Raw genomic sequence first — 25,173 nt, forward strand, 5'->3', positions numbered from 1 at the left:
TTGTCGATGGATAAACAAAAAGCCCTCAAAAAGATCGCTAAATGTCTAGAGCTAGGCAACTCAGCGAACGTCAATGAAGCCGCAAACGCCATCAAGATGGCGCATAGGCTTATGTTGAAATATGGTCTCGATAAAGATGATATCGAGTTCATCAAGATGGGTAAGACGCAATCCACTCACCTGCTTCCGACCAACATCAGCTCAACCTTGCTGCGTGTTATTCGTGGTATCAACACCAAGTTTGGTGTTGAAGCTGTCCTGCTCAATCATAAAGGGCTAAAACGCGTCGAGTTCATTGGTGAAGCGGATCGCGCTATCTTTGCTGCTTTTGCATTTGACATCATTTACCGCGAGATGAACGAGCAGACAGGTCAGTTTAGAAATAGTTTTGCGGGCTCTGGCACGTCTACGACCGAAGTGACGCGCCGTGTGAACTCTTTTGTTTCTGGTTGGATTGAAGGTGCGCTTGAAAAGCTGCCAGTCATCACACCTGATGACGAGTCAGCAAACAAGATCAACAACTACATAGATAAAGAGTTTAAAAACATTGACCGTGAAACCTTCAAACAGCAACTAAAAGAAGCCATGAAGAACATCACTGCAGACTATGAAGTCGGTCTCAAAAAAGGTCGAAAGGTGGCAGTCAACCGCCCTATTGACGGTGCACAGGCTCCAAAACTACTTAAATAGAAACCTATCTAACTTGCAAACGGAGCGCAGAATAGATGTTTAAAAGCTTGGCGACTCACCCACGTAGCATGCTGCTTTTACTCGTATTATTCTGCCTTCCCTCCTCCGCCCAGGCGTCTACCGAGGCGCTAGAAAAACAAGCTTTACTTAACAATGCCGATGCCCAATACCAGCTAGGTCTCGCCTACGAGACGGGTGAAGGTGTTAAACGTGACCTTACAAAAGCGGCACACTGGTATCAACAAGCCAGTGAGAATGAACATCCCGCCGCCACGTTTAACTACGCTCAAGCGCTAGAGTTTGGTCGAGGTGTTCAAGCCAATCCATCAAAAGCCGCGCTACTCTATACTAAGCTCGCGGTTCAAGGTGACGTCTCTGCACTCGGAAAAGTCGCAAAACTCTATCAACAAGCAGCGGTAGACATTCCTAACGAAGACCAAGCGGTTTTGTGGTACTCCCTTGCGAAAGATGCTTCGCCTAGCTATCAAGAAGCTTATGACGCCGCACTTCAAGCACAGTTCAATGCTCAGCAGTTGCGCCAGATAGAGGCACTGAAACAGCAAGAGCAAGCAAACGCACCTCAAGCGGTTACTCACATACCCTCGCCGGAGGCGACCTCTTCAGATTGGCGTTGGTTAATCCACGCGAGCTACCTTGTCTTGATCGGAGCAATCATTGCTACTGGAGTCTATCTACAGAGACAAACAATGCGTGCGTCCAATGATCATGAATTGAACCTCGGACAGCTAAAACAAAACCTCGCTAAACAACAACAGATCATCAAAACATTGCAAAAACAACTTAAATCGGCAACCGAACAACTGCGCAGTCGCTCGACTGATTCCCAAAACTCGAGTTCCCAAAGCCCACATTCAGCGGTAAGAGATGCCTACCTTCGCTTCGGGCTCAACATGAATGAACAACCTACAGCAAAGCAGATCAAGGCGCGCTACAAGCAGTTGAGCCGCATTTATCACCCAGATGCCCAAGGTAGTGAAGAAGAGATGAAGCAGCTTAACCTTGCGCTGAACACGCTTACCAACCATCTAAAGAGTCGATAATCGCTATTTAAACTGGCGGTTTTATAACCAAATCTGCACAATACCACTTTTTTGAAACATATATTTAACATTCCTATTGGTTTTGTGTCATAATACTCCGCGAAAATAACACCCAGACAGATAAGGGTGGGGAGTAATAATGTACGTATTCACTAAAGAAGGTATCTGTGACTGGTGCCACACACCAAGTTATGTCACTAAACATGAGTATATTGACGGCAAGTGCCATCACTCTTGCGAGCAATGTTTAAGTTTTGCCGTTATGGATGTCAGGCAGTTTAATCTCGCAGAAATCGAGCTTCGCAACAAAATGACCGCTCAACCGTAAATGAAATGCAATGCGCCTCTGTTAACAGAGGCGTTTTAGTCTCTAGTCCCTCAAACTCCCTACACCCCGCTCAACTCATTGCTTACCAACAGACGTACTATACAGTGGTTATACAGTACTTTTACTCCAAACTACTGTTGTTACATCATCTCACCCTAAAAACTCACGATAACCTAAAATTTAAATTCATTAAAATTCAGACACTTAAGTTTAACTGAGTTTTTAATGAACAAAAAATGCTTGATCTTTCCCCTGCAAAAAACTACTGTATAACCATACAGCATGTATAAAGGAACAGGGTTATGTTACTCAACAATCAAATTCGCTCTCAATACAATGTTTCACGTACTTACAACGCATTCGGTAGCAGTATTGCACCACAAGGAATTCAGGATGAAGTTCTTGAAAAGTTATCGAGGCTAACGTCTAGACCACAGTGGATTTTGATGACAGCTGAATGCCCTCGCCCTTCTGCAGGACAAGCACTTCATTTTCATAAGTTGGGTAAGCATATGGTTCAAATGAAACCTTCTGCTAGCTTGACGCAATATCAAGTTGTCGAAAAAGCAATCCGCTCTGGAAACGCATGCGCCATTATCGCCAACGGTCAGTTTAGTACCCAAGAGCAAGCAACGCTGAACGCACTCGCTTTAAGCCAGCAGTGTGAAGTCGTTTTTTTATCTGGCGAACGTTATCTACATTAATAGGCCTCTTTTCAGACTCGAGGCAGCGAACCTGCCTAGAGTCGTACCTACATTCCCGCTCACACAACCACCCTTTACACGAACCTAAAGCCGTCTTTTTAAACAATTGACTCTATAACATAAACAAATTGCGCAAACGTTTGCTTTTTCTCTGGCAGGATCAACCAGTTCTGGTATGATGCGTGGCAATAATGAGTGTTACCACTCTTCCACTTGTTGTCGCTGTTGTCGCGACCTTACATTAGATAGGAATGTCTCCATGAGTCTTGCTGATCAAGTTCTTGCCGTAAACGACGATCTCCCAATTCGCACTAACAAACCGGTTCATAGCGGTAAAGTGCGTTCTGTATATTGGCTGACTGAAGAAGATAGCCGCCGCCTTATCAAAGAGAAAGGCTACGACGTAGCAGAAGACGCACCACTTGCGATTATGGTTATCAGTGACCGAATTTCAGCATTTGATTGTATTTGGCACGGCGAAGGTGATCTTCGAGGTGTTCCTGGTAAAGGCGCAGCACTTAATGCGATTTCAAATCACTGGTTCCAACTTTTCAAAGATAACGGTTTAGCGGATAGCCATATCCTGGACATCCCTCACCCATTTGTTTGGATCGTTCAAAAAGCTAAACCAGTCATGATTGAAGCTATTTGTCGTCAATACATCACTGGCTCAATGTGGCGTGCCTATGAGAAAGGCGAGCGAGAGTTTTGCGGTATTACGCTACCAGAGGGTCTAGAGAAAGACTCGAAGCTGGAAGATATTCTTATTACACCGTCCACAAAAGGTATCTTGCGCGGTATTCCTGGTGTTCCTGAAGCAGATGATGTCAACATCACTCGCCAGAACATTGTCGACAACTTCGAAGCATTCAACTTTAGCAATGCAGCTGACATTGATGGCTATGAGAAGTTGCTTAAAGAAGGCTTTGGCGTTATCAGTAATGCACTTGAAGTGATTGACCAAACGTTTGTTGATACCAAGTTTGAATTCGGCTACGTAACGGATTCAAAGGGCAAAGAAAAGCTAATCTATATGGATGAAGTGGGCACACCTGACTCATCACGTATCTGGGATACGAAAGCCTACGAAACAGGAAGCATCGTTGAAAACTCAAAGGAAGGCTTCCGTCAGTTCCTGCTAAACCACTTCCCAGATCCTGATATCCTTCTAAATAAAGAGCGCATGCCAGAGCGCGAGGCACTTGCGAAAGATAATGCATTGCCGCTAGAAGCACTAATGGACGTATCACGCACTTATACTGGTATCGCAGAAAAGATTACGGGTCGTGAGATCAAGCTAAGCGAAAATCCAAAACAAGAGATCATCGATATCTTGCGTGCCGAATACGACTTGATTGCAGACTAATTCTGGCCAGCTTTGAAGACATTCAGTACCAAAAAGGGGGAGCATGGCGCTCCCCCTTTTCATTGGTTCGAACATTGTTAACTATACGAATATTGGGGTATCTGCATGGCTAACTAAGTCTCAATTTAGCATCGACTAAGCTAATGCTAAGCATGGATCACTGCGATCAGTACGTCTTCATCGGGCACCGCAGTAATACTCGCATTCCCTTTGGCTTGTATCGTTTCGATTTGATCGGCATCGAGTGAATAAGGCATTATCACTTGTAGGCAATCAATATGCTCATCTCGAGCAAGTCGAATTAACGACACTAGGTTGGATTCATCACTACGACTGGTTGATAAAGACTGAAGCGCCATCTCCCACAAGCGGCTGTCTGGGTCACTGTCTTGTTTGGTGGTCTCTTTCCAAGCCTCACCAAACACTGGAGCCACAGAAGCTAACGCCTCTAGGAAAGTCCATTTTTTACTGCACGATTCGCCGAGAAAACTGGTGTAATCAAACTCCACTGGCGATTTTTTATCATCACACATCTTCACTCCCGATTGCAGAATGCTACTTGATTACTATCATTCAAGCTTGCTTATATAGCAATAGGATATATAAAAACGGTCTTTTATAGCCCTTTTACGATGTGAAAAGTGATATAAAAACCCAATACGCAACATCTTCTGAACATTCGCTCAGCAATAGGCAAATTGTTGTGTAACCTGCCTTGACACCTCGCTAACGGACACTACCTCAAGTCTAGCACTCTGCTAGCTTTTCGGTACTTCACTCGCCATCCCGACCAAGCAGGCAGCTCTTTGCGTTTAGGGTCATCTTTTCTTGATCCCGAATGATGACTGACTTCGACTAGTTTACCTTTACCGAAGTACTCAACCGTCAGTGTCAAACCACTCAATTGAATAACAAGTGGATACTTAGCAGCGAAGTCGGCATACTCCCATTCAGGAATGCCTTCAAACTCAAAGTCATTCGCATCGATAAGTTCAAGATCGTCGAAGCTTTCAACACCAAGTTCGGCAAGCCTACTTTGTAACCATAGAGACAGTTCTCCAGTCTCATAGCTCTGCCCTTGCCCCAATCCTAGTTCAAGATACAGTTTCCAATGCGCCATTTTTGTTGATAATTCTTGTGCTAACCCCGGCAATAGCTGACCACTCATTATCGCATTAGCAATAACTGCAAGTGCGGCTTCTCCCTGCGGTTCACTTTCTCGTTTGGCAATTGTTCTTCCTGCATAAACTAAGGTTTCAGTGGTAACGAGGCCGGCTTCCGTCTCAACGGCCTCTCCAGCAACCCACTCACCTATCGAAAGCTCACGCAGCAAGGAGAGTTCAACCGGAACTAGCAAGGTTCCCAAGGTCATCGTCTGTTTCACACCGCGCCCTGGTAGGGAGTGCGTTGATAACACCAACGCAGATTCTGCATTACTCTTGAGTCGACAAGAGCGACCCAACAAGACCTCAATCAACCCATTACCAAGCGCCTCGCGTCTTCTCTCTCGACGCACAAACAACAACGTTGGATTGGCATTGATCATCTGCTTAACCCACTCGTTTCGATCGTATCGCGATGCGACTTCTAGACTTGGCAGCTCAAATACCGAACGCATTTGCTCGGACAAACCTTGCGCTTCGCGCAGAGCATCTTGATCTGCGCTGACGCCAGAGAAGCTCTCGCCACGCAGTAAACCAACCATGATTTGCGCATCGCATCCAAACGGCTCTTCGATATCCAAGCGTTCAAGTGCTTCTTCGTTAGATGTCAGTTGATAAAGCTTGCCCGTAGTACAGATTGCTGCGGTCAAATCAATCATGACCTCTTTCAGCGCCTTGGTTGGCATCTTCGTGACAAGATCGGCATAGATAGCATCAACTGGCAGTGGAGCAAGATTTCGCCCATGCTCGGTAATGCCATTATCATCAATCGCCCCTAACTCTTTGAGCTGCATTTTTGCCGAGGCTAATGACTTATCCGGTATAGTGTCGATAAAACTGAGGGTCTCTAACTCGTGCCCACAAACCGCGGAAGCCAGCATTGGCTCCACGATAGACTCGCGTTGCAACTCCGGTGGTGTTACCGACTCTAATGCTGCATGCTCTCCATACAAACGTACACAAATACCATTCATCACGCGCCCTGCGCGGCCCGATCGCTGCGACGCGCTCGCTTTTGAAATGTGAGTGAGCATGAGCGTCGTTTGACCATTTCGCTGGACATTACGGCGCTCTAACCCTGAATCAATCACTAGCCCGATATTGGGAATGGTCAGCGACGTCTCAGCAACATTAGTAGCCAGTACCACTTTGCGCTTGTCTTGTATGGTCATGGCTAAGCTCCGCTCATGATCCGTCACTGAGGCATGCAGCGGCGCAACAAGAATGTCGTCAGTGTCACAAAGAGGAGCCAATGCAGTTCTAACTTGTTGTATCTCTTTTCTGCCAGGTAGAAACACCAAGATATCACCCGATGTTTCACCAAGTTGCTCTATCACTTCTTGCTTAATTCGCGTTTCTAGATGACGACTATCAGGTAGCTGTCGACTGTCATCGCGTCGATGTTGAATATCCACGTCATAAACACGACCACTTGCCACCAGCCGCTCGGCATTGAAGTAACGCGCTAACTTCTCACCCTCGATTGTCGCAGAGGTAATAATGGTTCGGTGTGACTGCTTCTGTTTGAGTAATGCCACCAATAAATCGGTATCCCAGCGACGCTCATGAAACTCATCCACGATAACAACCGAATATTCAGCTAACTCGTTCTCCGCGTACCAACGTAGTGCCACCCCAGGCGTTACGAATACTACCTGAGATTCCGCGGTAAAACGGTTTTCTAGCTTGATGGCGTACCCTATTTTTTCTCCGACTTTCTCTCCTAGAGATCCAGCTAAAAATTCGGCAAGAGAGGTGCAAGCGATTCGACGCGGCTCAACGACGAGGACTTTACCCTGCTCCATTGCCCAAAGCGGAAGTCTTGTAGACTTGCCCGATCCTGTATCTGCTTCAACAATAAGGTGGGAATGTGCCAGCGTTTGCTTCACATCTTGTTCAATAGAATCAATAGGTAAGGTCATTGTACTTTCTGAAATCTCGGTCGGATGTCGAGAGTATACCTGTTGCTGTCGCAAGGTGCAGTACAACCTCAGTCAGCGATAGGATTTTTATGTGATATTTTCTACAATTAGTTAACATTTGCACTTCGCTTAATCTCTTAATTTGTGTTAAATTAGCGCGCTAATTGTTCCTATTTCCCGAATGACTGTTCCCATATCAGGTAACCTAATGAACAACAACAAACGACCGCTTTACATCCCTTACGCAGGTCCTGCGCTTCTTAGTACTCCATTACTCAATAAAGGCAGTGCTTTCACTTCAGAAGAGAGAATGTCTTTTAACCTAGAAGGTCTTCTTCCAGAAACGACAGAGACCATTCAAGAGCAAGTAGACCGTGCTTACAAGCAGTACACTAGCTTTGAAAATGACATGGATAAGCACATCTATCTGCGCAATATCCAAGATACGAACGAAACCCTTTTCTACCGTTTAGTTCAGAATCACATCTCGGAAATGATGCCGATCATTTACACCCCAACTGTAGGTGCAGCATGTGAGAACTTCTCGAACATTTATCGTCGTGGTCGTGGTCTGTTCATCTCTTATCCAAATCGTGATCGCATCGATGACCTACTCAACAACGCACGTAACCACAATGTTAAAGTCATTGTTGTAACCGACGGTGAACGTATCCTCGGTCTTGGTGACCAAGGTATCGGTGGTATGGGGATTCCAATTGGTAAGTTGGCACTGTACACCGCATGTGGTGGTATCAGCCCAGCTTATACACTGCCAATCGTACTTGATGTGGGTACGAACAACCCGCAACGCTTAGCAGACCCAATGTACATGGGCTGGCGTCATCCTCGTATCACGGGTGATGAATATCGCGCGTTCGTTGAAGATTTCATCCAAGCTGTACAGCGTCGCTGGCCTGATGCACTGGTTCAATTCGAAGACTTTGCTCAGAAAAATGCAATGCCACTTCTTGAGCGCTACAAAAATCGAATCTGCTGCTTTAACGATGACATTCAAGGTACCGCTGCCGTCACTGTTGGCTCGCTATTAGCAGCTTGTAAGGCGGCTGGCAGCAAACTGTCAGAGCAACGTGTAACTTTCCTAGGTGCAGGTTCGGCTGGTTGCGGTATTGCAGAAGCAATCGTGGCTCAAATGGTATCTGAAGGCATTAGTGACGAGCAAGCTCGCTCACAGGTCTTCATGGTTGACCGCTGGGGTCTACTACAAGAAGGCATGCCAAACCTGTTGGACTTCCAGCAGCGCCTGGTACAAAAACATGAGCACACGCAAAACTGGGAATCAGAGAACTCTGGTTTCTCGCTTCATGACGTAATCAAAAATGCTAAGCCAACTGTGCTTATCGGTGTATCAGGTGCACCCGGCCTATTTAGCAAAGAGATCATTCAAGAGATGCATCAGCATTGTGAGCGTCCGATTGTGTTCCCACTTTCGAACCCAACAAGCCGTGTTGAAGCGACGCCGAACGACATCCTTCGTTGGACGAACGGCCAAGCACTTGTAGCAACAGGTAGCCCATTTGACCCTGTTGTCGTTGAAGGTAAAACCTACCCAATCGCACAGTGCAACAACAGCTACATTTTCCCTGGTATTGGCTTAGGTGTCCTTGCTGCTCAAGCATCTCGCGTAACCGACGAAATGCTAATGGAGTCTAGCCGTGCATTGGCCGAGTGCTCTCCGCTGGCACAAAAAGGCTCTGGTCAGTTACTTCCGCCTCTAGAAGAGATTCATCTGGTCTCTAAGCGCATCGCTTTCGCTGTCGCTAAAAAAGCTATCGAACAAGGTGTGGCGAAAGAGTGTTCAGATGAAACCTTACTCAAAGCCATCGAAGAAAACTTCTGGCAGCCTGTTTATCGCAAATATAAGCGTTCAGCGTTCTAACCTGAATCAATGTCACACGAAGGCTCTTGTTATCAAGAGCCTTTTTTTTGTTTAATGAGCCGCTAATTATGAAAAAGGAACCCTTCAATGTTGGATCTATTCGCTCCAGGTGGCAAGTTACTCTCTCCTTACCTTCTTGAAATCTCTACCGCGCTAGTAGCCTGTGCGCTGGTTGTCCTCGGTGCTGACATTAATCGTTTGATGCGTAACGTATTACGTGATACTAATTTCGTTATTCGAACAGGCTGTTTTATACTTCTTAACGCGTTTGGTTATGGATTGATCATCATAAAAGCCACGCCAGTATTAAAGAGTACTCTCAATAATATCGAACCCGGTTTGATGTTTTCCATCGTGGTTCTAAGCTTTGTAGGTATCGGCATTTGGGCTCAAAGGAATCGACAGATTTAGTGACCTTAAGATTTAACAAGGAATCTTGGCAATTAGGCAATGTTCTCCCGTTTTTGAAACGGTGCGTTCGCGTGCTTGCCATCACCTTGGTGTTATTTGTTGTTTTGGTTGTCACAGTCGATCGTTGGGTGAGCTGGCAAGCCGAAGATCACTTGGTGACATCTATTGAAGAAGTGGACAACGTGCAAGTCGCTGTCGTGCTTGGGACCAGTAAATACTTAGGCCGCACACTCAACGAATACTACTCACATAGGATAGATGCCGCCATCAATCTGTATAACGAAGGCAAGGTGTCCCACTTTTTGTTGAGTGGCGATAACGCCCATCGCTCTTACAATGAGCCATGGACCATGAAGAGAGACCTCCTTAGAGCAAATGTGCCAGAGCCTGCAATTCACCTAGACTACGCCGGTTTCAGAACCCTAGACTCTATTGTTCGTGCCAAAAAAATCTTCGACACCGATAACTTTCTTATCATTACTCAAAAATTTCACTGTGAGCGTGCATTGGTGATTGCGCAGCACTATGACATTAATGCCAAGTGTTTAGCGGTCTCAGGTCCTGTTTCGAAAACAGGCTACTCAGTACGACTTCGCGAGGTATTTGCGCGCACGAAGGCGATGCTTGATCTGTATGTCATGAACACTCAGCCTAAGTTTCTTGGTCCCAAAGAGCCTATCGTTACGAGCGATGAGTTTATTGGACCGCTGCTTCCTGGTGAGCAAAACGAAGCCAACTAGTTTCTATACCCCGTTGATATAAGGATTTTTTAGCTTGAATTTGCTAGCATGACAGTACAATCAAAATAAAGAGTAATGTCATGTCACTACTAGCTTCAGGGACGCTGTCTAAAATGCGCGCTTCCCTAGAATCCACTGTTCAATACCGACTTCCGGTTGGTGATGAAGAGGTTGACCTTTCACCATTGATCGGTAAGACCATCACCCTAAACCACACAGGCAATATCTTTTGCGCCTCTTGCGGCAAAAAAACCAAAAAGAGTTATTCACAAGGGCATTGTTTTGTCTGTATGAAGAAGCTGGCGAGCTGCGACATGTGCATCATGAAGCCAGAAACCTGTCACTATGATGAAGGGACTTGTCGTGAACCTGAATGGGGCGAAGCCAATTGCATGGTTGACCATTTTGTATACCTTTCAAACACGTCGAGTCTTAAGGTTGGTATTACACGTCACACTCAAATCCCAACGCGTTGGATTGATCAAGGGGCGACACAAGGTCTACCTATCCTAAAGGTCAAAACGCGCCAAATCTCTGGCTTAATTGAAGTAGAACTGGCGAAGCACATCGCAGACAAAACAAACTGGCGTACACTGCTTAAACAAGATGGTGAGCCATTAGAGTTAGTTGACCAAGCGAAAGCACTTTTGCCACTTGTTGCGGATAAAATTGAAGAGATTCGTGCAAAATATGGTGAAGACGCTGTAGTTGTGCTCGATGAGAACATTACTCCGCTGAGCTATCCGGTAAACACCTATCCGACCAAAATTACATCGCATAACTTTGATAAGCAGCCGTTAGTGACGGGCTTGCTACAAGGCATCAAGGGGCAGTACCTGATCCTTGATACCGGTGTGATTAACATTCGTAAATTCACGTCTTACGAAGTAGAAGTCAGCGCTGAGTAACACTTATCACTCGTAACGCTAAAAAACAGCCCGCGTAATGCGGGCTGTTTTTTTAATTAAAGACTTTCAAGCGTATCGAAGAACAGGTCTACTTCTTCCAGCGTGTTGTAGTGCATAAATCCAACACGAAGTACGCCACCTTTATCTTCCAGTCCTAACTGTCTCACCAAACCCAGAGCATAGAAATGCCCATTCCACACGCAGAGGTTATGCTCACCTAGTGCTTTGGCAAGCAGCTCCGGTGAGTGTTTAGAAGAGCGCAGAGCAAAGGTTGGGGTGCGCTTAATATGATCGCAGTTTTCTGTTCCATAGAGCGAGAGTGATTCAACCTTTGATAATCGCTGTAGGAAATAGCGGCTTATCTGCTCTTCATGAGCGCCAATATCCTTCATAGCGCTAGCTAGCTTCTTTCGAAGTGAATCCCCTTCCCCCCAAGATGCCAGATAGTCCACAGCGGCAATAAATCCAGCGAGTGCTTCAAAGTTCTGAGTACCCGTTTCAAACCTTCCCGGACCAATATCTGTCGCTGGTTCAACCTTGTATGGACGAAGAGATTGCAACCAATCAGAGGCTACGAACGCCACGCCCAAGTGGGGACCAAAGAACTTGTATGCCGAGCAAACAAGAAAGTCGCAACCTAGTGCCTCGACATCCACAAGACCATGCGGTGTATAGTGAACGGCATCAACATAAACCGCAGCGCCATAGCGCTTTGCCATCTCAACGACGCGACGAATATCCGTGATAGTGCCTGTTGTGTTTGAGGCATAAGTAATGGCAATCAAGCGCGTCTTTTCATTGAGTAGTGATTCAAGGTGAGCTAAGTCCACTGAGCAGTCTTTTGGATCCACTTTCGCTTGCTTAACTGTTGCCCCTCTATCTTCTGCAGCTTGTTCCCAACTCGACACATTAGAGTAGTGATCAAGTGCGGTTACGATCACTTCATCTCCAGCTTGCCAATCACGAGCAATAGCACGGCTCAACTGGAATGTTAGTGACGTCATATTGGCGCCGAACACAATATTGTCAGCCGTCGGTGCATTGAGAAGCGCACGAGCCTGTTCTCTTGCATCAGCAACCAATTCAACGGTACGTTTGCTCGAAAAGTAATGACCACCGAGGTTCGAATTATAGAACCCTAAGTACTCGTTCATGGCCGTCAGCACGCTTTGAGGAACCTGCGAGCCTCCTGGACCATCGAGAAAAACCACAGGCTTATTGTTATGAGTTTGACTCAGAGCGGTAAACTGAGCGCGAGCAGTATTAGGAGTGAAGCGCATTTTTCGGACCTTTTGCAGTAAGAACGAAGACATCCATGTAGCCTTCATGTTGCTCATCAACACAGCGAATTGGCGTCGCGTTATGCCATAAACGAGAATCATCCAAAATAGCGACTTCACCAGCGGCCAGCACTTTCTTAAAGAATGGCGCTTCCTTGTGACTGCTATAAAGCATGATGTCGCCACCTACAATGTTTTGGCGCCCGACTCCAACTAAAGCAATATGGTCAAAACCGTCTTGGTGCACGCCCTCTGGCGCTACCTCTGTTTCGTCATAAACCGCTGCGATTCGAATCTGATGGATTTCAATTTCCTGCCCATTCGGCAGGTCATTAGTGCGCACAAATAGAGACACAAGCTCCTTCATCGCATCGCTTTGCAATGTCGATGCTAGAACTGGCTCAAACTGCCTGACGACATCGCCTTGAAAGTGATTGTAGTGCTCTGATTGCACAAAGCTGCTATCTCCCGTATCTAGGATCTCACCATCGCGGTAGTTAATCACAGAGTATCGACGCAAGCGATATTGACCATCTGCATGTTGAGTATTAGGTAAGGTTGCAAAAGTCGGTGCTAACTGTTCGATTGCTCGACCACTAAGACTAGTGAGATGTAAGGTACTTTCGCTTGAGTGCAGCATCATTAACTCCATTTAATGTTATGTTGAATTTCGATATTTCACATTTCATTTACATATCATTAAATATCACTAATCCTGCGAGATCAACTTTTGACAGCACCAAATTCCACTACAATCCACATTTAAGATGATATAGCCGATATATGCGCCATATACAGGATTAACCTCCAATTACAGTTCTGGCTGCACTCAGAATCTAGAACAGTTCACTAGCATAATAACCACATATATTTTATCGGGTTATTCAAAACCCAACGCAAAATAGCGTCAAGATCACAAAACCAGCAACAACCACTACATCTTCACTATATGGTAGTGATTACGACTTTTGCTATTGGATTATTGAACAACAGAAATGAATCAACTGTGGCAGCTCTGCTTTGGTTTGTGACCAATCGACCAAAATATCACCGTTCATTGCAAATCTAGTATTGATTCTTAACCCTCAACCCCAATATATTAGGTAGCAAAGCCTCACCCACCCGTGGTGTTGATAAGAATAGAGAAAGTGAGAAAAACTATGGCTGACACAAAACACTGTAAATTGCTGATCTTAGGATCTGGTCCTGCGGGTTATACAGCCGCTGTCTACGCAGCGCGAGCGAATCTAGAACCTGTACTAGTGACTGGTATGCAGCAAGGTGGCCAGCTAACCACCACCACGGAAGTTGAGAACTGGCCAGGCGATGCCGAAGGTCTAACCGGTCCACTGTTGATGGAGCGCATGCAAGCTCACGCAGAAAAGTTCGAAACAGAGATCATTTTTGATCACATTAATGAAGTCGATTTTAGCGAGCGTCCATTTAAGTTAACTGGCGATAGCCAGAGTTATACTGCGGATGCTGTCATTATCTCAACAGGCGCGTCTGCAAAGTACCTTGGTCTTGACTCAGAAGAAGCATTTAAAGGTCGTGGTGTTTCAGCATGTGCTACTTGTGACGGCTTCTTCTACCGAAACCAAAAAGTAGCGGTTGTGGGTGGTGGTAACACTGCTGTTGAAGAGGCACTGTACCTTTCAAATATCGCCTCTGAAGTACACCTTGTTCACCGCCGCGATAGTTTCCGTGCTGAAAAGATCCTAATTAAGCGTCTAATGGACAAAGTCGAGAACGGCAATATTGTCTTACACACGGATCGCACTCTAGAAGAAGTGGTCGGCGACGATATGGGTGTTTCTGGTATTCGCATTAAAGACACACAATCCGATCTCATTGAGCAAGTCGACGTAATGGGTGCCTTCATTGCGATTGGCCACCAGCCAAACACCTCTCTATTTGAAGGTCAGCTAGAGATGAACAACGGTTATATCGTTGTACAATCGGGCTTAGAAGGCAATGCAACCCAAACTAGCATTCCTGGTGTTTATGCCGCTGGTGATGTTATGGATCACAACTATCGTCAAGCCATCACCTCAGCAGGTACTGGTTGTATGGCAGCGCTGGATGCAGAACGCTTCCTTGACGCCCAAGACTCTTAAGAGACTTGCTCTTTTCACCAGCAGCTCATCAATATTGAAAATTGAAAACCCATAGGTATAACCTCTGGGTTTTCTTTTGTATAATTGCTGGTTCTATTAATAATAATACTCATTAAGCCTTCTACATGGATAAGAAAAAACAACGGAGCTTGAATAAGTGGCTCAAAGAGCAAAGTAAGCTAGCAAAGCGCTGGCTTATGATTGCGATAGGGCTCGGCGTTCTTTCAAGTCTGTTCCTTCTCGCGCAAGCCGCGCTTATCGCCACCATTCTTCATCAACTTATTATCGAACATGTCGATAAACATGAACTGATCTCCCACTTTGCTGGACTTGTTGTCGCCGTCGCAGGACGTGCTGCCTGCGCTTGGGGTCGTGAGATTGCGGGCTTCAAATGCGGCGAACAAGTTCGTATTTACATAAGGCAGCTAATACTCGACAAGCTTAGAGAACTCGGTCCAACATACATCAAGGGCAAACCTGCCGGTACTTGGGCGACTCTAGTACTTGAGCAAGTCGAAGAGATGCAAGAGTTCTTCTCCAAGTATCTTCCTCAAATGTCACTTGCTGTTGCCGTTCCTATTATTATTTTGGTCGTTGTATTTCCAATTAACTGGGCAGCGGGTCTTATCTTCCTTGTGACGGCTCCTCTAGTTCCTATCTTTATGGCTTTGGTGGGCATGAAGGCGGCTGATGCCAACCGCAAGAACTTCAAAGCGCTACAGCGCCTTTCTGGTCACTTTTATGACCGATTGCAATCTATGACGACAATTCGTCTTTTCAATCGCACCAACGCAGAAACGGAAGTGCTGCATGGTGCATCTGAAGTATTTCGTAAGCGTACCATGGATGTCCTGAGACTGGCGTTCTTATCTTCCGCTGTGCTTGAGTTTTTCACCTCTATCTCGATTGCAGTCACCGCTGTTTACTTCGGCTTTAGTTACATTGGCGAACTTAACTTCGGTCACTACGGCGTCGGCGTTACCCTCTTCGCTGGTCTATTTATTCTTATTTTGGCACCAGAGTTCTATCAACCACTGAGAGACTTGGGAACCTTCTATCATGCCAAGGCACAAGCGGTAGGTGCTGCGGAGAGTATTGTAGAGTTTCTTGATCTTGAAGTTGCAGACCTACCCAATGGTCAAAAGCCATTAAGTAAGGATGCAATAACTATCAGTGCAGATAACCTCGAAGTCTACAGTCCTGATGGAACGAAGCTCGTAGGTCCTGTGAGCTTTAACCTTGATGCCAACAAATCCACGGCGTTGGTCGGTCCTAGCGGTGCTGGCAAAACCAGTTTAATCAACGCTATTCTCGGCTTCATGCCATACGAAGGCTCGCTCAAGATAAATGGTGTTGAGCTCAAATCTTTAGACCAGCATTCATGGCGTCAAGCTATCAGCTGGGTGGGACAGAACCCATTGCTTCTGCACGGCACCATTTTGGATAACGTTACGCTTGGCAATCCTGACGTCAGCGAAGCCCGCGTTAATGACGCCCTGCTCGCTTCGTTTTCAGCTGAGTTTGTCGAAAAGCATGGCCTCAACTATCAAATTACCGACCGCTCTGGTGGTTTGTCTGTTGGCCAAGCTCAGCGCCTGGCACTGGCTCGAGCTATGGTCCAAAACGGCCAATTCTGGTTACTCGATGAACCGACGGCGAGTTTAGATGCTAAGAGTGAACGCTTGGTTACTCAAGGATTACACACCTCGACAGCGGGTAAAACGACCTTAATGGTGACGCACCAGCTTTCACAGCTTAAAGAGGTCGACAATATCCTTGTGATGAACAAAGGCCAAATTGAGCAGCATGGTGACTACACCTTGTTAGCCTCAAATGATGGTCTCTTCAGAACCATGCTTTCCGCACAACAATCTGCAAAAGCCCAAGATAAGGGGAACCTAGATGCGTGAACTTCTCCCTTACCTGAAACTGTATAAGAAGCATTGGTTTGGTCTCTCTCTCGGTATGGTACTCGCGTTCTGTACCCTGTTTGCTTCTATTGGTTTGCTGACGCTTTCCGGTTGGTTCATCTCGGCTTCGGCTGTCGCTGGTCTGACGATTGCTCGCGAAACGTTTAACTACATGCTGCCAGGTGCAGGTGTGCGCGGTGCCGCTATGGCGAGAACCGCTGGACGCTGGGGTGAGCGTGTTGTCAGCCACAATGCGACATTCAAACTACTGACTGACCTGCGCATTTTCTTCTTCAGAAAGCTGGCACCACTGATTCCGGGTAAAGCGGTTAACATTCGCGATGCAGATATGCTTAACCGACTGGTTGCCGACGTCGATGCCATGGACCATGTCTATCTAAGACTAGTGAGTCCTATCATCGTTGGTGCTTTTGGCATCCTGTGTTTGACGGCCGTACTTTGTTGGTTTGATATGACACTGGGCTTAACACTGGGCGCTATCTTGATGCTGCTTCTCGTGCTTTGGCCAGTTATCTTCTACCGCCTTGGTAAAAACAATGGTGAAGCACTGACTCTGAACAAAGCCGATCTTAGAATCAAAACGCTTGACTGGTTGCAAGGTTATAGCGAGTTAACTCTGTTTGGCGCTGAGTCGCGCTATCGTCAATCCATCATAGAGGCTCAAAACAAGCTGTTATCGAACCAGTTTGTGCACGCTAAGATTTCTGGTATGGCTCAAGGTCTATTGATTCTGGCAAACGGCTGGTTACTGATTCTTATGCTGTGGCTAGCAGCTGATGGGGTCGGCGGTAATCAACCTGATCCACTTATTGCGCTTATGGCATTTGCCACCATGGCGAGCTTTGAACTGCTCATGCCTATCGCAGGCGCATTCCAATACCTAGGCCAAACGCTGACGTCAGCGAAGCGTCTGAACGAAGTTATTTTGGCTGAGCCTGATGTCACCTTCCCTGCAGAGTCTGTCTCTCACGATAATGCGTTCTCAATTAAGGTGAACAACGCAACATTTCGCTATCCAGATGCGAATCAACCCGCACTAAGAGAGTTGAATCTTGATATTCCTGCTGGTAACAAGCTTGCTGTCGTTGGTCAAACGGGCTCTGGTAAATCGACATTACTGCAGCTTATTACCCGCTACTGGGACGTTAATGAGGGTTCTGTCGAGCTCGCAGGTCACGATATTCGCACATGGAGTGAAGCTCAGCTTCGTCAATCCACCAGCATTGTGAGCCAGAAAGTCGATATCTTGAACGGAACACTACGCGATAACTTGTCGATGGCGAAACCTGATGCATCCGATGAGGAGCTCGCACAAGTGCTTGCTCAAGTTGGCTTAGCGCACCTCAACCAAGACTCAGGCTTAGATGCATGGCTTGGCGAAGGTGGTCGACAGCTTTCCGGAGGCGAGAAGCGTCGAGTTGGGATTGCCCGAGCGCTGCTTCATGATGCACCGATATTGCTTCTTGATGAACCTACTGAAGGCTTAGATAAGAAGACAGAGCAGCAAATCATGTCGTTGTTTGAATCGAAGTTTGCAGGTAAAACGGTGATCTTCATTACGCACCGTCTAGTGAACCTCGATACCTTTGATAAGGTCTGCCTGTTAGAAGATGGCGAGGTGCTCGAGCTTGGTCATCATGACGAGCTCATAGCTGCGCAAGGACGCTACTTCGAGCTGCATCAAACGCTATAGCGTACTTACCTTCACTACCAATAAAAATCCCCGTTCAAATTGCGGGGATTTTTATTTTCGCTAGACCGACCATTAGTGATCGTTTGCTTGCTCAATCACTACTTCATGTACCCTAACCTGTGTAATCCGATTGTTCTTTACAGTAACAACCTCGAAAACAAATCGCTGGTAGTAAATAGCCTCACCCTCTTCGGGCAAACGACCTGATAGCCAAGTAAGGAAGCCATTTAAGGTTTGAAAACCTTCCGTTTCTTCCCCTTCAAGGACGTCTATATTGAGCTTGGTTTTGAATACTGAAATAGGAATCAGACCATCAAATTGCCAACTGCCGTCTTTCCCTTTTCGTGCCGACATATGTTGTGTGGTCATGGCTAACTCACCCGCTATCGACGTTAACAGGTCATAGTGAGTAACCAGACCTTGAATGTCACCATACTCATCGACCAAAAACGTCATCTCACTACTGGTCTGCTGCATATAGCTAAGTAGAGACAGCCCTTTCATCGATTCAGGAACAAACCTTGGCTTACGCAATAGCTTCACTAAGCGCTCAATGGATAGCTCGCTATATTCATCCAGTAATACCTTAGAGGAGATGGTACCGATAAGGTTATCTAACCCGCCACGACAAACCGGCCACACCGAGTGTTTAGTTTGACGAAGGTTTTTCAGTATCTCGGCTAATGGCTGCTCTATATCTAGATATTGGATCTCACATCTTGGTGTCATCAAGGACGTCGCCATTCTATCGTTGAGCTGCAATAAGTTGGCGATCATCTCTTGCTCTTGAAGTTCAATAACCCCAGTTTCTGAGCCTTCCTTTACCAAGGCGACGATGTCTTCTTCAGTGACAGCGTCACCATTAGTATCCTTTTGTCCCAACAGTTTCAACATAAGATTGGTGGAGAATGTCAGTAGCAGAACAAAAGGCTTAGTGGCGATTGAGAGCCAATAGATCGGATACGCAACCACCACCGCAATGCGCTCAGCATTGTTCTGAGCGATTCGTTTCGGTACTAACTCGCCCACCACTATCGCAAAATAGGTGATCACCAAAACCACCCCTGTCGTTGCTAACACCGTTGCCAACTCGCGTTCCATGCCCATGCTAACAAGCCATTGCAGAATTGGCGCTGACAGAACCGCTTCACCCCAAATACCACTTAAGATACCAATAGCGGTAATGCCAATTTGAATCGTTGAAAGAAACAAGGTGGGGTCGTCTTTCAGTTTCAGTGCAGTCTGCGCAGAACCAAACTGTTCTGCGAGTTTTCTGAGTCGACCACCTTTGGCCGCCACCAGCGCAATCTCAGACATTGCAAACAAGCCGTTAAGAGCAATCAAACCAAATAAAATCAATATGTCCATAATGCCATCCGATCATCAACACACTCTCAGCATATCGAGGAATGCGAGAGAAGAGTGTGAATAATCGCATGTTCACCAGATTCTTTGATATCGAGTTTACTATGGTGACGATAAGCTTTGATTATTCAGACAAAAAAAAGCCGCGAATAATCGCGGCTTCGATAAAAATCTAAAATTGAGTTTACGCGTACTCTGCTTCAAATTCTTTCATGAAGGAAACAAGTGCTTGAACGCCCTCTACTGGCATCGCATTGTAAATTGATGCGCGCATACCACCGACAGCACGGTGACCTTTCAACGCGCGAAGACCGCGTTCATCCGCAAGCTCTAAGAACTTAGCATCAAGCTCTGGCTTCGCTAGCTGGAATGGTACATTCATAAGAGAACGGTTGTCTGCATGAACATTGTTGTTGTAGAAAGGCGACGCATCAATATAGTCGTAAAGGATAGCTGCCTTCTCGCGGTTGATACGCTCAATCGCTTGTACGCCACCAAGCTCTTTTAGCCATTTGAATACCAAGCCAGAGAGATACCAAGCAAACGTTGGTGGCGTGTTGTACATCGACTCTTTTTCGGCCAACACTTTGTAGTTTAGAAACGTTGGTAGTACATCGCTTGCAAGCTCCAGTAAGTCGTCACGTACAATCGCGATACAGATACCTGCAGGACCGATATTCTTCTGAGCACCAGCGTAGATCACGCCGTATTTCGACACATCGATTTGACGAGAAAGAATGGTCGAAGACATATCTGCGACGATTGGCAAATCCGTGTCTGGAAGCTCATTAATTTCGATACCGTCAATTGTCTCATTCGGGCAGAAATGCACGTAAGCAGAGTCAGGATCAATGAACCATTCACTTGCCGGTTGTACTGCTACTTTACCTTCGATTTCAGTCTTTGCTTGATAGACAACTGGCGTACAGTATTTTTCCGCTTCATCGACTGCGCTTTGTGCCCAGTAACCAGCATCAATGTAAGTCGCTTTGTCTTTACCGCCAAGTAGGTTTAATGGCACCGCTGAGAACTGAGCTCGCGCGCCACCCTGGCAAAATAGGACCTTGTAATTTGAAGGGATGTTCAGAAGATCTCTTAGATCTTGTTCAGCCTCGTCCGCAACCTGAATGAACTGCTTGCTTCGATGACTGATCTCCATAACCGACGTACCCAAGTCATTCCAATCGAGTAGCTCGGATTGTGCTTTTTTTAGCACATCTCTTGGCAACCCAGCTGGACCTGCACTGAAATTAAATACGTTATCTGACATCGGCTCCATGACCCTACTACTCCTAACAAAATACTTAAAGAAGCCATCAGTAATATCACGTTTTCAAAGAGATAAAAAGCAAGAAAAGAGGCTGGGAGCCTCTTTTCTATTGGGGGATGTAAATTTGATCAATCTAGGCGCTATTGCCCCATTGATTGTCCCATCAGTAACGGGAGAAACAACGCAATCAAAGGGATTTGTTGACCGTTTTCAAATACCAATTGTCCGCCCTCAATATTGGCATCCAACTCGTACCCAGCATCTTTCTCTTTGATCATATCCATCACAACCAGCTCATCGACACCCTGCGCAAGCATTGGGTGGGCAAGCGCCATACCCTGAGACATATACGCATTCATGTTTCCTTGCAGCGCCGGCAATACAACACTTGGATCACGAGATACGTTTTCGGTACCTTCCGGCACTTCGACTAGCCACTTTGACTTGAATTCTTCTTCAGCAATTTTGAAGTGCATGTCATTCATCGACACTTGGAAGCCACGAGCAAACAAGTTTTCGATAAGCGGTGCAATCTCGTTGATATCGGCATGCGCTAAAGATGGATTAGAGCGGTACAGAGAGACTAAACCCTCAAACGCCGAACGGTCGAGTGAGTTCATCGCAAAATCAACGTTTAGGTCGCTCAACTGAGCGCCCTCTGGATAAGTCAGTTGAGTCATATCGAAGATATGTTGAGTATCGATACGATCACTCTCAGCATTCAGAGACGACTTGAAGGTATATCCAATCGTGTCGATATCAAACAAACTATCATGGTTTTGATCAAGGATACTGAACTGCTTCATCGATGCGCTCTGTTCACCGAGCCAGAAACCATTTTCTTGTTTACCTTCGCCTTTAGCAGAGACTTGGTTAATCACTAATTGCTCGCCATTCTCGAAATCGAGCTGAACAGAAGGCACGTTTAGTTGGAATGATACCTGACCAAGCACGGTTGCTGTGCCGGTCGCGACCGACGGCGAAATCGACATACTCACGGTTTGGTCATCACTGCCTTGATAGCTCCAGCTATCCAATGACAACTCAAACTCTGTGTTGCCATTTAGTTGAGTGACGGTTTTCAGAAGTAACGGAAAGTCCGGGAAGTTCTTTAGAACCGAGTTCGCGGTCAAACTCATCAAACCGTGGCTGATATCGCTTTTCACAACTAACTCAGTTGGCAAACCATCGACTTCAAGCTGCTCTTTAAGGATTGGGTCTTGGACTTGATAGCGGGTTTCTACTACCGATGAGAGATAGCTGCGATCATAAGAAACAATTTCTGCCGTCACGCCTTCATTGTTGAGCTGCGCCACGCCATCTTCAATAACTTTCTGACCAATGTGGCCAACCGCTAGGGGCCAACACAGCACAAGAGCGACTGCGCCACCAATTGCGCCATACTTCTTAAGTTGATTCATAGAGATAATTAAAACGTTTTGTGAGGTGTATTTCATTCAGTCTAACTCAAGTCGTTAGGATCTCCAATCTCATACCTACTTCTCATAACCCTCTGCTTTTTATTGATATATTAAATTCACGTACGTCACGAGAGACTCATGTATCAATGACCCCAAATAACCGTTATGCCGTGCTCTGTTTAGATAGTGATTTAGCAAGCTTAGATAAGCTCGATACTGAGCTTTCTTTGTACCAATCGCATTTCGATATTCATTTGGCGACTTCCATTCTCGAAGGGCATGAGTTGATTCAACAGATCGGTCGACAAGGACAACATCTCGCACTAGTGATCGCGAGACATAGCAGACTGTTTGATGGTGGAGAGTTCTTAGTTCAGCTTGAGCAAATGGCTCACGCTCAATCCGCTAGAAAAGTGCTCATCAGTAAAACAGATGCCCATGACATCACTGCGATTCTCAATGCGGTAAATGAAGGACGACTTGACCACTGCCTGACCTACCCAATAGAACAAAGTAGCCTGCATAAAACAGTTGTGAAAGAGCTCACGCAATATGTGGTGCAACATGAAACAGAACATCTACTGCATTTTGGAAAAGTACTCGATCAACAAAAGATACTCAGAGCACATATAGAAAACAAAATGCATTCCTATCGTGCGAGCTTTATTCATGATTTTCATGAAATTTCAGACAATCAACTCGCGGTACAAGTCATTGAAGCCTTGCTCGCCTTCTTTGCAGAAAAAGACGAGACTCGAGCCGTTCGTGCCTACTCTGCAGAGCACCTACTCACGGCCGAAGGGCAGCCTAATCAGTTCCTATGGTTTATCGTCGAGGGGCATGTAGCACTTTATAAGAAAGATGACATTGGCCAACAGCGAGAAGTAGTAAGACATGGCAGGGGCGGCATTGTTGGTGGTATGTCTTTCGTGACGGGCGAGCAGTCGTTCTCCACAGCAATGACCCTAACCCCGACTCAGGTCATCAAGCTTGATCGAACGGTATTTACTCAGGTGATGCATTCGAACACAGACTTACTTCCACTGTTTACCAACCTATTGCTCCGTCACTTTAACCGGCGATTACAGCGAAGCATCAATACCAAGCTCGAACTACAGAAAACCCTCGAATCACTCGAGTCCGCGCATCAGCAGTTAATCGAGCAAGAGAAAATGGCCATGCTAGGTCAACTCGTGGCTGGCGTCGCCCATGAACTTAATAATCCCGTTTCTGCCATTTTACGTGGTTCAGAAACCGTTTCTGACAAGATTGACTCGATTTTAAATGCTAATCATGACGCTAACACCTTTCAATTGGGTTTAGATGTTCTGCAAAAGTCTCGACTCTCTTCGCCACTCTCAACCTCAGAGCTGAGAGAGCGCACCAAGCAGCTTCAAGAAAGAATCAAAGACCGCCGATTGTCTAAGCGTTTGGTGAGCCTGGATCTTCATAATCACTCCACATTAGTCGAGCAAGCCTTAAAACAGCCAGAGCAACTTGCCGACACGCTCTCGAAACTCGAGAGCTTCCAAGTGACGGGGGCAACACTGCGCTCGATTCAGGTTTGCGCCCAGCGCATTGCGGACATGGTGAAAAGTCTCAAAGGTTATTCGAGACAAGATAATGAATCTTATGAGCTCGTTGACCTTCATGAAGGCATTGAAGACACCTTGGTGATATTTGAAAATCGCTTAAAGCGACATAAGCTCATCAAGGAATACGGCGCCCTTCCCGCTATTTTCTGCAAACCTATCGCCCTGCAGCAAGTTTGGACTAACCTCGTGTCCAACGCTTTAGACGCCTTGCCTGAAAAAGGCACCCTAACGATTCGAAGCAGCCAAGTTAATCGAGATGGCGACATTTACAACCTATATGAGTTTATCGACAACGGTTGTGGTATACCTGCTGAACAATTAGAGAGTATTTTTGAGCTTAACTACACCACCAAAAAAGAAGGCAATTTTGGCCTAGGCATTGGCTTGTCGATTTGCCAACAGATACTGGCTCAGCACAAGGGCTGGATTGAAGCCCATTCTGAGTGTGGACAGTACACCAATATGGCAGTGTTTATTCCTGTCACCCAAGAAGAACTGATAAAGGAGCACAACCATGACTGAATATCTAATTTTGTGTGTGGATGACGAAAGAGAAGTCCTTGATAGTGTCTTGCAAGATTTGGATGATTTCGAGGAGCACTTTATCGTAGAAGGTGCGGAGTCGGTTGATGAGGCTCGCTCTGTGATTGCTGACCACGCTCGAGAAGGGGCAAAGCTGGCGCTCATTCTCTGTGACCATATTATGCCAGAGCAAACTGGCGTGAGCTTTCTTATCGAACTCAGCGAAGACGAAGAACTAAAGGCATGTAGGAAGGTTCTGCTTACTGGGCAAGCGGGTCATGAAGACACTATCGAGGCGGTTAATCACGCCTGTTTGGATTTCTATATTAGTAAGCCTTGGAAAGGCGATGAGCTTCGTTCCATCGTTAAGCAACAGCTCACTGATTACATGATAAACAATGTCAAAGATTTAATGCCCTGGGGACGAGTGCTTGATACTGAACGCATCTTCAACGCCATTGCCGACAATAGAATAAACTTTGGTGACTAGTGAATTATGTGTCTTAACGCCTATTCCTGACAACTTGGCTTAGAAAACTCACACTTCCTAGGGCGTTAGTGTGCTACATCTCTCACTTTTGATTACGATTTTCTTACACAAAGCGTCCATATTGCTTGAATTATGTATGGCATTGTAAATTTTTGGGAATTTGCACCCGATAAAGGCACTTTTTGTTGGAGAACCAAGGACAAATTGATTTATGATAGCGAGATACTTTAAGTCACCATAAGCATCTTGCTACGCGCACTCTTATGGTCAAGGAATTGAGTTCAAACAAAAAGGTTTAG

At 46.0% G+C, this 25,173-nt stretch carries 21 protein-coding genes; 14 read left to right on the top strand and 7 right to left on the bottom strand.

The genetic code is table 11. The features are described from left to right. Positions 1 to 6 precede the first annotated feature (6 nt). The 5 genes from LY387_RS09375 to LY387_RS09395 all read left to right on the top strand — a co-directional run bounded on the left by LY387_RS09375 (position 7) and on the right by LY387_RS09395 (position 4,149). Positions 7 to 690 (top strand): DUF2786 domain-containing protein, encoded by a 684-nt coding sequence (locus LY387_RS09375; protein ID WP_234493875.1) that lies wholly within the window; start codon positions 7 to 9, stop codon positions 688 to 690. 35 nt (positions 691 to 725) lie between these two features. After that, positions 726 to 1,751 (top strand): J domain-containing protein, encoded by a 1,026-nt coding sequence (locus tag LY387_RS09380; RefSeq protein ID WP_234493876.1) that lies wholly within the window; start codon positions 726 to 728, stop codon positions 1,749 to 1,751. A gap of 139 nt (positions 1,752 to 1,890) precedes the next feature. Next, positions 1,891 to 2,079, top strand: coding sequence for a hypothetical protein (locus tag LY387_RS09385; protein ID WP_234493877.1), 189 nt, complete (start codon positions 1,891 to 1,893; stop codon positions 2,077 to 2,079). Between the two features lie 302 nt (positions 2,080 to 2,381). Continuing rightward, on the top strand, positions 2,382 to 2,783 hold the full coding sequence (locus tag LY387_RS09390; RefSeq protein WP_234493878.1) for a hypothetical protein: 402 nt from the start codon (positions 2,382 to 2,384) through the stop codon (positions 2,781 to 2,783). Between the two features lie 259 nt (positions 2,784 to 3,042). Beyond that, the gene (locus LY387_RS09395; protein ID WP_234493879.1) at positions 3,043 to 4,149 is read left to right on the top strand and encodes a phosphoribosylaminoimidazolesuccinocarboxamide synthase; all 1,107 of its coding nucleotides are present in this window, start codon (positions 3,043 to 3,045) and stop codon (positions 4,147 to 4,149) included. Between the two features lie 146 nt (positions 4,150 to 4,295). Here the strand turns inward: LY387_RS09395 and LY387_RS09400 are convergent, their stop codons facing one another. Both LY387_RS09400 and LY387_RS09405 read right to left on the bottom strand, forming a co-directional pair. Next, positions 4,296 to 4,682 (bottom strand): hypothetical protein, encoded by a 387-nt coding sequence (locus LY387_RS09400; protein WP_042475461.1) that lies wholly within the window; start codon positions 4,680 to 4,682, stop codon positions 4,296 to 4,298. 203 nt (positions 4,683 to 4,885) lie between these two features. Further along, a complete protein-coding gene (locus LY387_RS09405; protein ID WP_234493880.1) occupies positions 4,886 to 7,234 on the bottom strand; it encodes a helicase-related protein in 2,349 nt (782 codons plus the stop codon). Positions 7,235 to 7,442: 208 nt separating this feature from the next. Here LY387_RS09405 and LY387_RS09410 point away from each other — a divergent pair, with 208 nt between their 5' ends. From LY387_RS09410 to LY387_RS09425, 4 genes are all read left to right on the top strand, one after another. Next, the gene (locus LY387_RS09410; protein WP_234493881.1) at positions 7,443 to 9,131 is read left to right on the top strand and encodes an NAD-dependent malic enzyme; all 1,689 of its coding nucleotides are present in this window, start codon (positions 7,443 to 7,445) and stop codon (positions 9,129 to 9,131) included. An 87-nt stretch (positions 9,132 to 9,218) separates the two neighbouring features. After that, positions 9,219 to 9,542, top strand: coding sequence for a DUF3392 domain-containing protein (locus LY387_RS09415; RefSeq protein WP_042475457.1), 324 nt, complete (start codon positions 9,219 to 9,221; stop codon positions 9,540 to 9,542). A gap of 71 nt (positions 9,543 to 9,613) precedes the next feature. Next, entirely contained in the window at positions 9,614 to 10,282 is a 669-nt protein-coding gene (locus LY387_RS09420) for a SanA/YdcF family protein (protein WP_234493882.1), read from the top strand. Positions 10,283 to 10,362: 80 nt separating this feature from the next. Beyond that, on the top strand, positions 10,363 to 11,190 hold the full coding sequence (locus tag LY387_RS09425) for a DUF2797 domain-containing protein (protein WP_234493883.1): 828 nt from the start codon (positions 10,363 to 10,365) through the stop codon (positions 11,188 to 11,190). Positions 11,191 to 11,246: 56 nt separating this feature from the next. Here the strand turns inward: LY387_RS09425 and LY387_RS09430 are convergent, their stop codons facing one another. Together LY387_RS09430 and LY387_RS09435 are read right to left on the bottom strand one after the other, a co-directional pair. After that, on the bottom strand, positions 11,247 to 12,470 hold the full coding sequence (locus tag LY387_RS09430) for a cysteine desulfurase-like protein (protein WP_234493884.1): 1,224 nt from the start codon (positions 12,468 to 12,470) through the stop codon (positions 11,247 to 11,249). Continuing rightward, positions 12,454 to 13,110: a 2OG-Fe dioxygenase family protein gene (locus LY387_RS09435; protein WP_234496094.1), complete on the bottom strand. Its 657-nt coding sequence runs from the start codon at positions 13,108 to 13,110 to the stop codon at positions 12,454 to 12,456. Before LY387_RS09435 ends, LY387_RS09430 begins: the two co-directional genes overlap by 17 nt. A 520-nt stretch (positions 13,111 to 13,630) precedes the next feature. On the opposite strand from LY387_RS09435, the gene trxB reads away from it, so the two are divergent. From trxB to cydC, 3 genes are all read left to right on the top strand, one after another. Next, the gene (gene trxB, locus LY387_RS09440; protein WP_234493885.1) at positions 13,631 to 14,587 is read left to right on the top strand and encodes a thioredoxin-disulfide reductase; all 957 of its coding nucleotides are present in this window, start codon (positions 13,631 to 13,633) and stop codon (positions 14,585 to 14,587) included. Between the two features lie 125 nt (positions 14,588 to 14,712). Next, entirely contained in the window at positions 14,713 to 16,497 is a 1,785-nt protein-coding gene (gene cydD, locus LY387_RS09445) for a heme ABC transporter permease/ATP-binding protein CydD (protein WP_234493886.1), read from the top strand. After that, positions 16,490 to 18,211: a heme ABC transporter ATP-binding protein/permease CydC gene (gene cydC, locus LY387_RS09450; RefSeq protein ID WP_234493887.1), complete on the top strand. Its 1,722-nt coding sequence runs from the start codon at positions 16,490 to 16,492 to the stop codon at positions 18,209 to 18,211. Before cydD ends, cydC begins: the two co-directional genes overlap by 8 nt. 72 nt (positions 18,212 to 18,283) lie before the next feature. On the opposite strand, the gene LY387_RS09455 is transcribed toward cydC, so the two are convergent. The 3 genes from LY387_RS09455 to LY387_RS09465 all read right to left on the bottom strand — a co-directional run bounded on the left by LY387_RS09455 (position 18,284) and on the right by LY387_RS09465 (position 22,303). Next, positions 18,284 to 19,579, bottom strand: a complete 1,296-nt coding sequence (locus tag LY387_RS09455) for a hemolysin family protein (protein ID WP_234493888.1) — start codon at positions 19,577 to 19,579, stop codon at positions 18,284 to 18,286. Between the two features lie 181 nt (positions 19,580 to 19,760). Next, positions 19,761 to 20,855: a 3-phosphoserine/phosphohydroxythreonine transaminase gene (gene serC, locus LY387_RS09460; protein ID WP_234493889.1), complete on the bottom strand. Its 1,095-nt coding sequence runs from the start codon at positions 20,853 to 20,855 to the stop codon at positions 19,761 to 19,763. A gap of 131 nt (positions 20,856 to 20,986) precedes the next feature. After that, positions 20,987 to 22,303 carry a DUF945 family protein gene (locus tag LY387_RS09465; protein WP_234493890.1) on the bottom strand — a complete coding sequence of 439 codons (1,317 nt, stop codon included), beginning with the start codon at positions 22,301 to 22,303 and terminating at the stop codon, positions 20,987 to 20,989. 110 nt (positions 22,304 to 22,413) lie between these two features. Between LY387_RS09465 and LY387_RS09470 the strand changes: the two genes are divergently transcribed. Together LY387_RS09470 and LY387_RS09475 are read left to right on the top strand one after the other, a co-directional pair. Then, positions 22,414 to 24,384 carry an ATP-binding protein gene (locus LY387_RS09470; protein WP_234493891.1) on the top strand — a complete coding sequence of 657 codons (1,971 nt, stop codon included), beginning with the start codon at positions 22,414 to 22,416 and terminating at the stop codon, positions 24,382 to 24,384. After that, positions 24,377 to 24,874, top strand: a complete 498-nt coding sequence (locus LY387_RS09475) for a response regulator (protein WP_234493892.1) — start codon at positions 24,377 to 24,379, stop codon at positions 24,872 to 24,874. Before LY387_RS09470 ends, LY387_RS09475 begins: the two co-directional genes overlap by 8 nt. Positions 24,875 to 25,173 lie beyond the last annotated feature (299 nt).

Origin of the sequence: Vibrio maritimus (assembly GCF_021441885.1) — a bacterium.
GTDB classification, from domain to species: Bacteria; Pseudomonadota; Gammaproteobacteria; order Enterobacterales; family Vibrionaceae; genus Vibrio; species Vibrio maritimus_B.

Excerpts from the sequence above, each read along its gene's own strand:
- LY387_RS09375 (WP_234493875.1), top strand. The coding sequence starts at position 7 with ATGGATAAACAAAAAGCCCTCAAAAAGATCGCTAAATGTCTAGAGCTA.
- LY387_RS09380 (WP_234493876.1), top strand. The coding sequence starts at position 726 with ATGTTTAAAAGCTTGGCGACTCACCCACGTAGCATGCTGCTTTTACTC.
- LY387_RS09385 (WP_234493877.1), top strand. The coding sequence starts at position 1,891 with ATGTACGTATTCACTAAAGAAGGTATCTGTGACTGGTGCCACACACCA.
- LY387_RS09390 (WP_234493878.1), top strand. The coding sequence starts at position 2,382 with ATGTTACTCAACAATCAAATTCGCTCTCAATACAATGTTTCACGTACT.
- LY387_RS09395 (WP_234493879.1), top strand. The coding sequence starts at position 3,043 with ATGAGTCTTGCTGATCAAGTTCTTGCCGTAAACGACGATCTCCCAATT.
- LY387_RS09400 (WP_042475461.1), bottom strand. The coding sequence starts at position 4,682 with ATGTGTGATGATAAAAAATCGCCAGTGGAGTTTGATTACACCAGTTTT.
- LY387_RS09405 (WP_234493880.1), bottom strand. The coding sequence starts at position 7,234 with ATGACCTTACCTATTGATTCTATTGAACAAGATGTGAAGCAAACGCTG.
- LY387_RS09410 (WP_234493881.1), top strand. The coding sequence starts at position 7,443 with ATGAACAACAACAAACGACCGCTTTACATCCCTTACGCAGGTCCTGCG.
- LY387_RS09415 (WP_042475457.1), top strand. The coding sequence starts at position 9,219 with ATGTTGGATCTATTCGCTCCAGGTGGCAAGTTACTCTCTCCTTACCTT.
- LY387_RS09425 (WP_234493883.1), top strand. The coding sequence starts at position 10,363 with ATGTCACTACTAGCTTCAGGGACGCTGTCTAAAATGCGCGCTTCCCTA.
- LY387_RS09430 (WP_234493884.1), bottom strand. The coding sequence starts at position 12,470 with ATGCGCTTCACTCCTAATACTGCTCGCGCTCAGTTTACCGCTCTGAGT.
- LY387_RS09435 (WP_234496094.1), bottom strand. The coding sequence starts at position 13,110 with ATGCTGCACTCAAGCGAAAGTACCTTACATCTCACTAGTCTTAGTGGT.
- trxB (WP_234493885.1), top strand. The coding sequence starts at position 13,631 with ATGGCTGACACAAAACACTGTAAATTGCTGATCTTAGGATCTGGTCCT.
- cydD (WP_234493886.1), top strand. The coding sequence starts at position 14,713 with ATGGATAAGAAAAAACAACGGAGCTTGAATAAGTGGCTCAAAGAGCAA.
- cydC (WP_234493887.1), top strand. The coding sequence starts at position 16,490 with ATGCGTGAACTTCTCCCTTACCTGAAACTGTATAAGAAGCATTGGTTT.
- LY387_RS09455 (WP_234493888.1), bottom strand. The coding sequence starts at position 19,579 with ATGGACATATTGATTTTATTTGGTTTGATTGCTCTTAACGGCTTGTTT.
- serC (WP_234493889.1), bottom strand. The coding sequence starts at position 20,855 with ATGGAGCCGATGTCAGATAACGTATTTAATTTCAGTGCAGGTCCAGCT.
- LY387_RS09465 (WP_234493890.1), bottom strand. The coding sequence starts at position 22,303 with ATGAAATACACCTCACAAAACGTTTTAATTATCTCTATGAATCAACTT.
- LY387_RS09470 (WP_234493891.1), top strand. The coding sequence starts at position 22,414 with ATGACCCCAAATAACCGTTATGCCGTGCTCTGTTTAGATAGTGATTTA.
- LY387_RS09475 (WP_234493892.1), top strand. The coding sequence starts at position 24,377 with ATGACTGAATATCTAATTTTGTGTGTGGATGACGAAAGAGAAGTCCTT.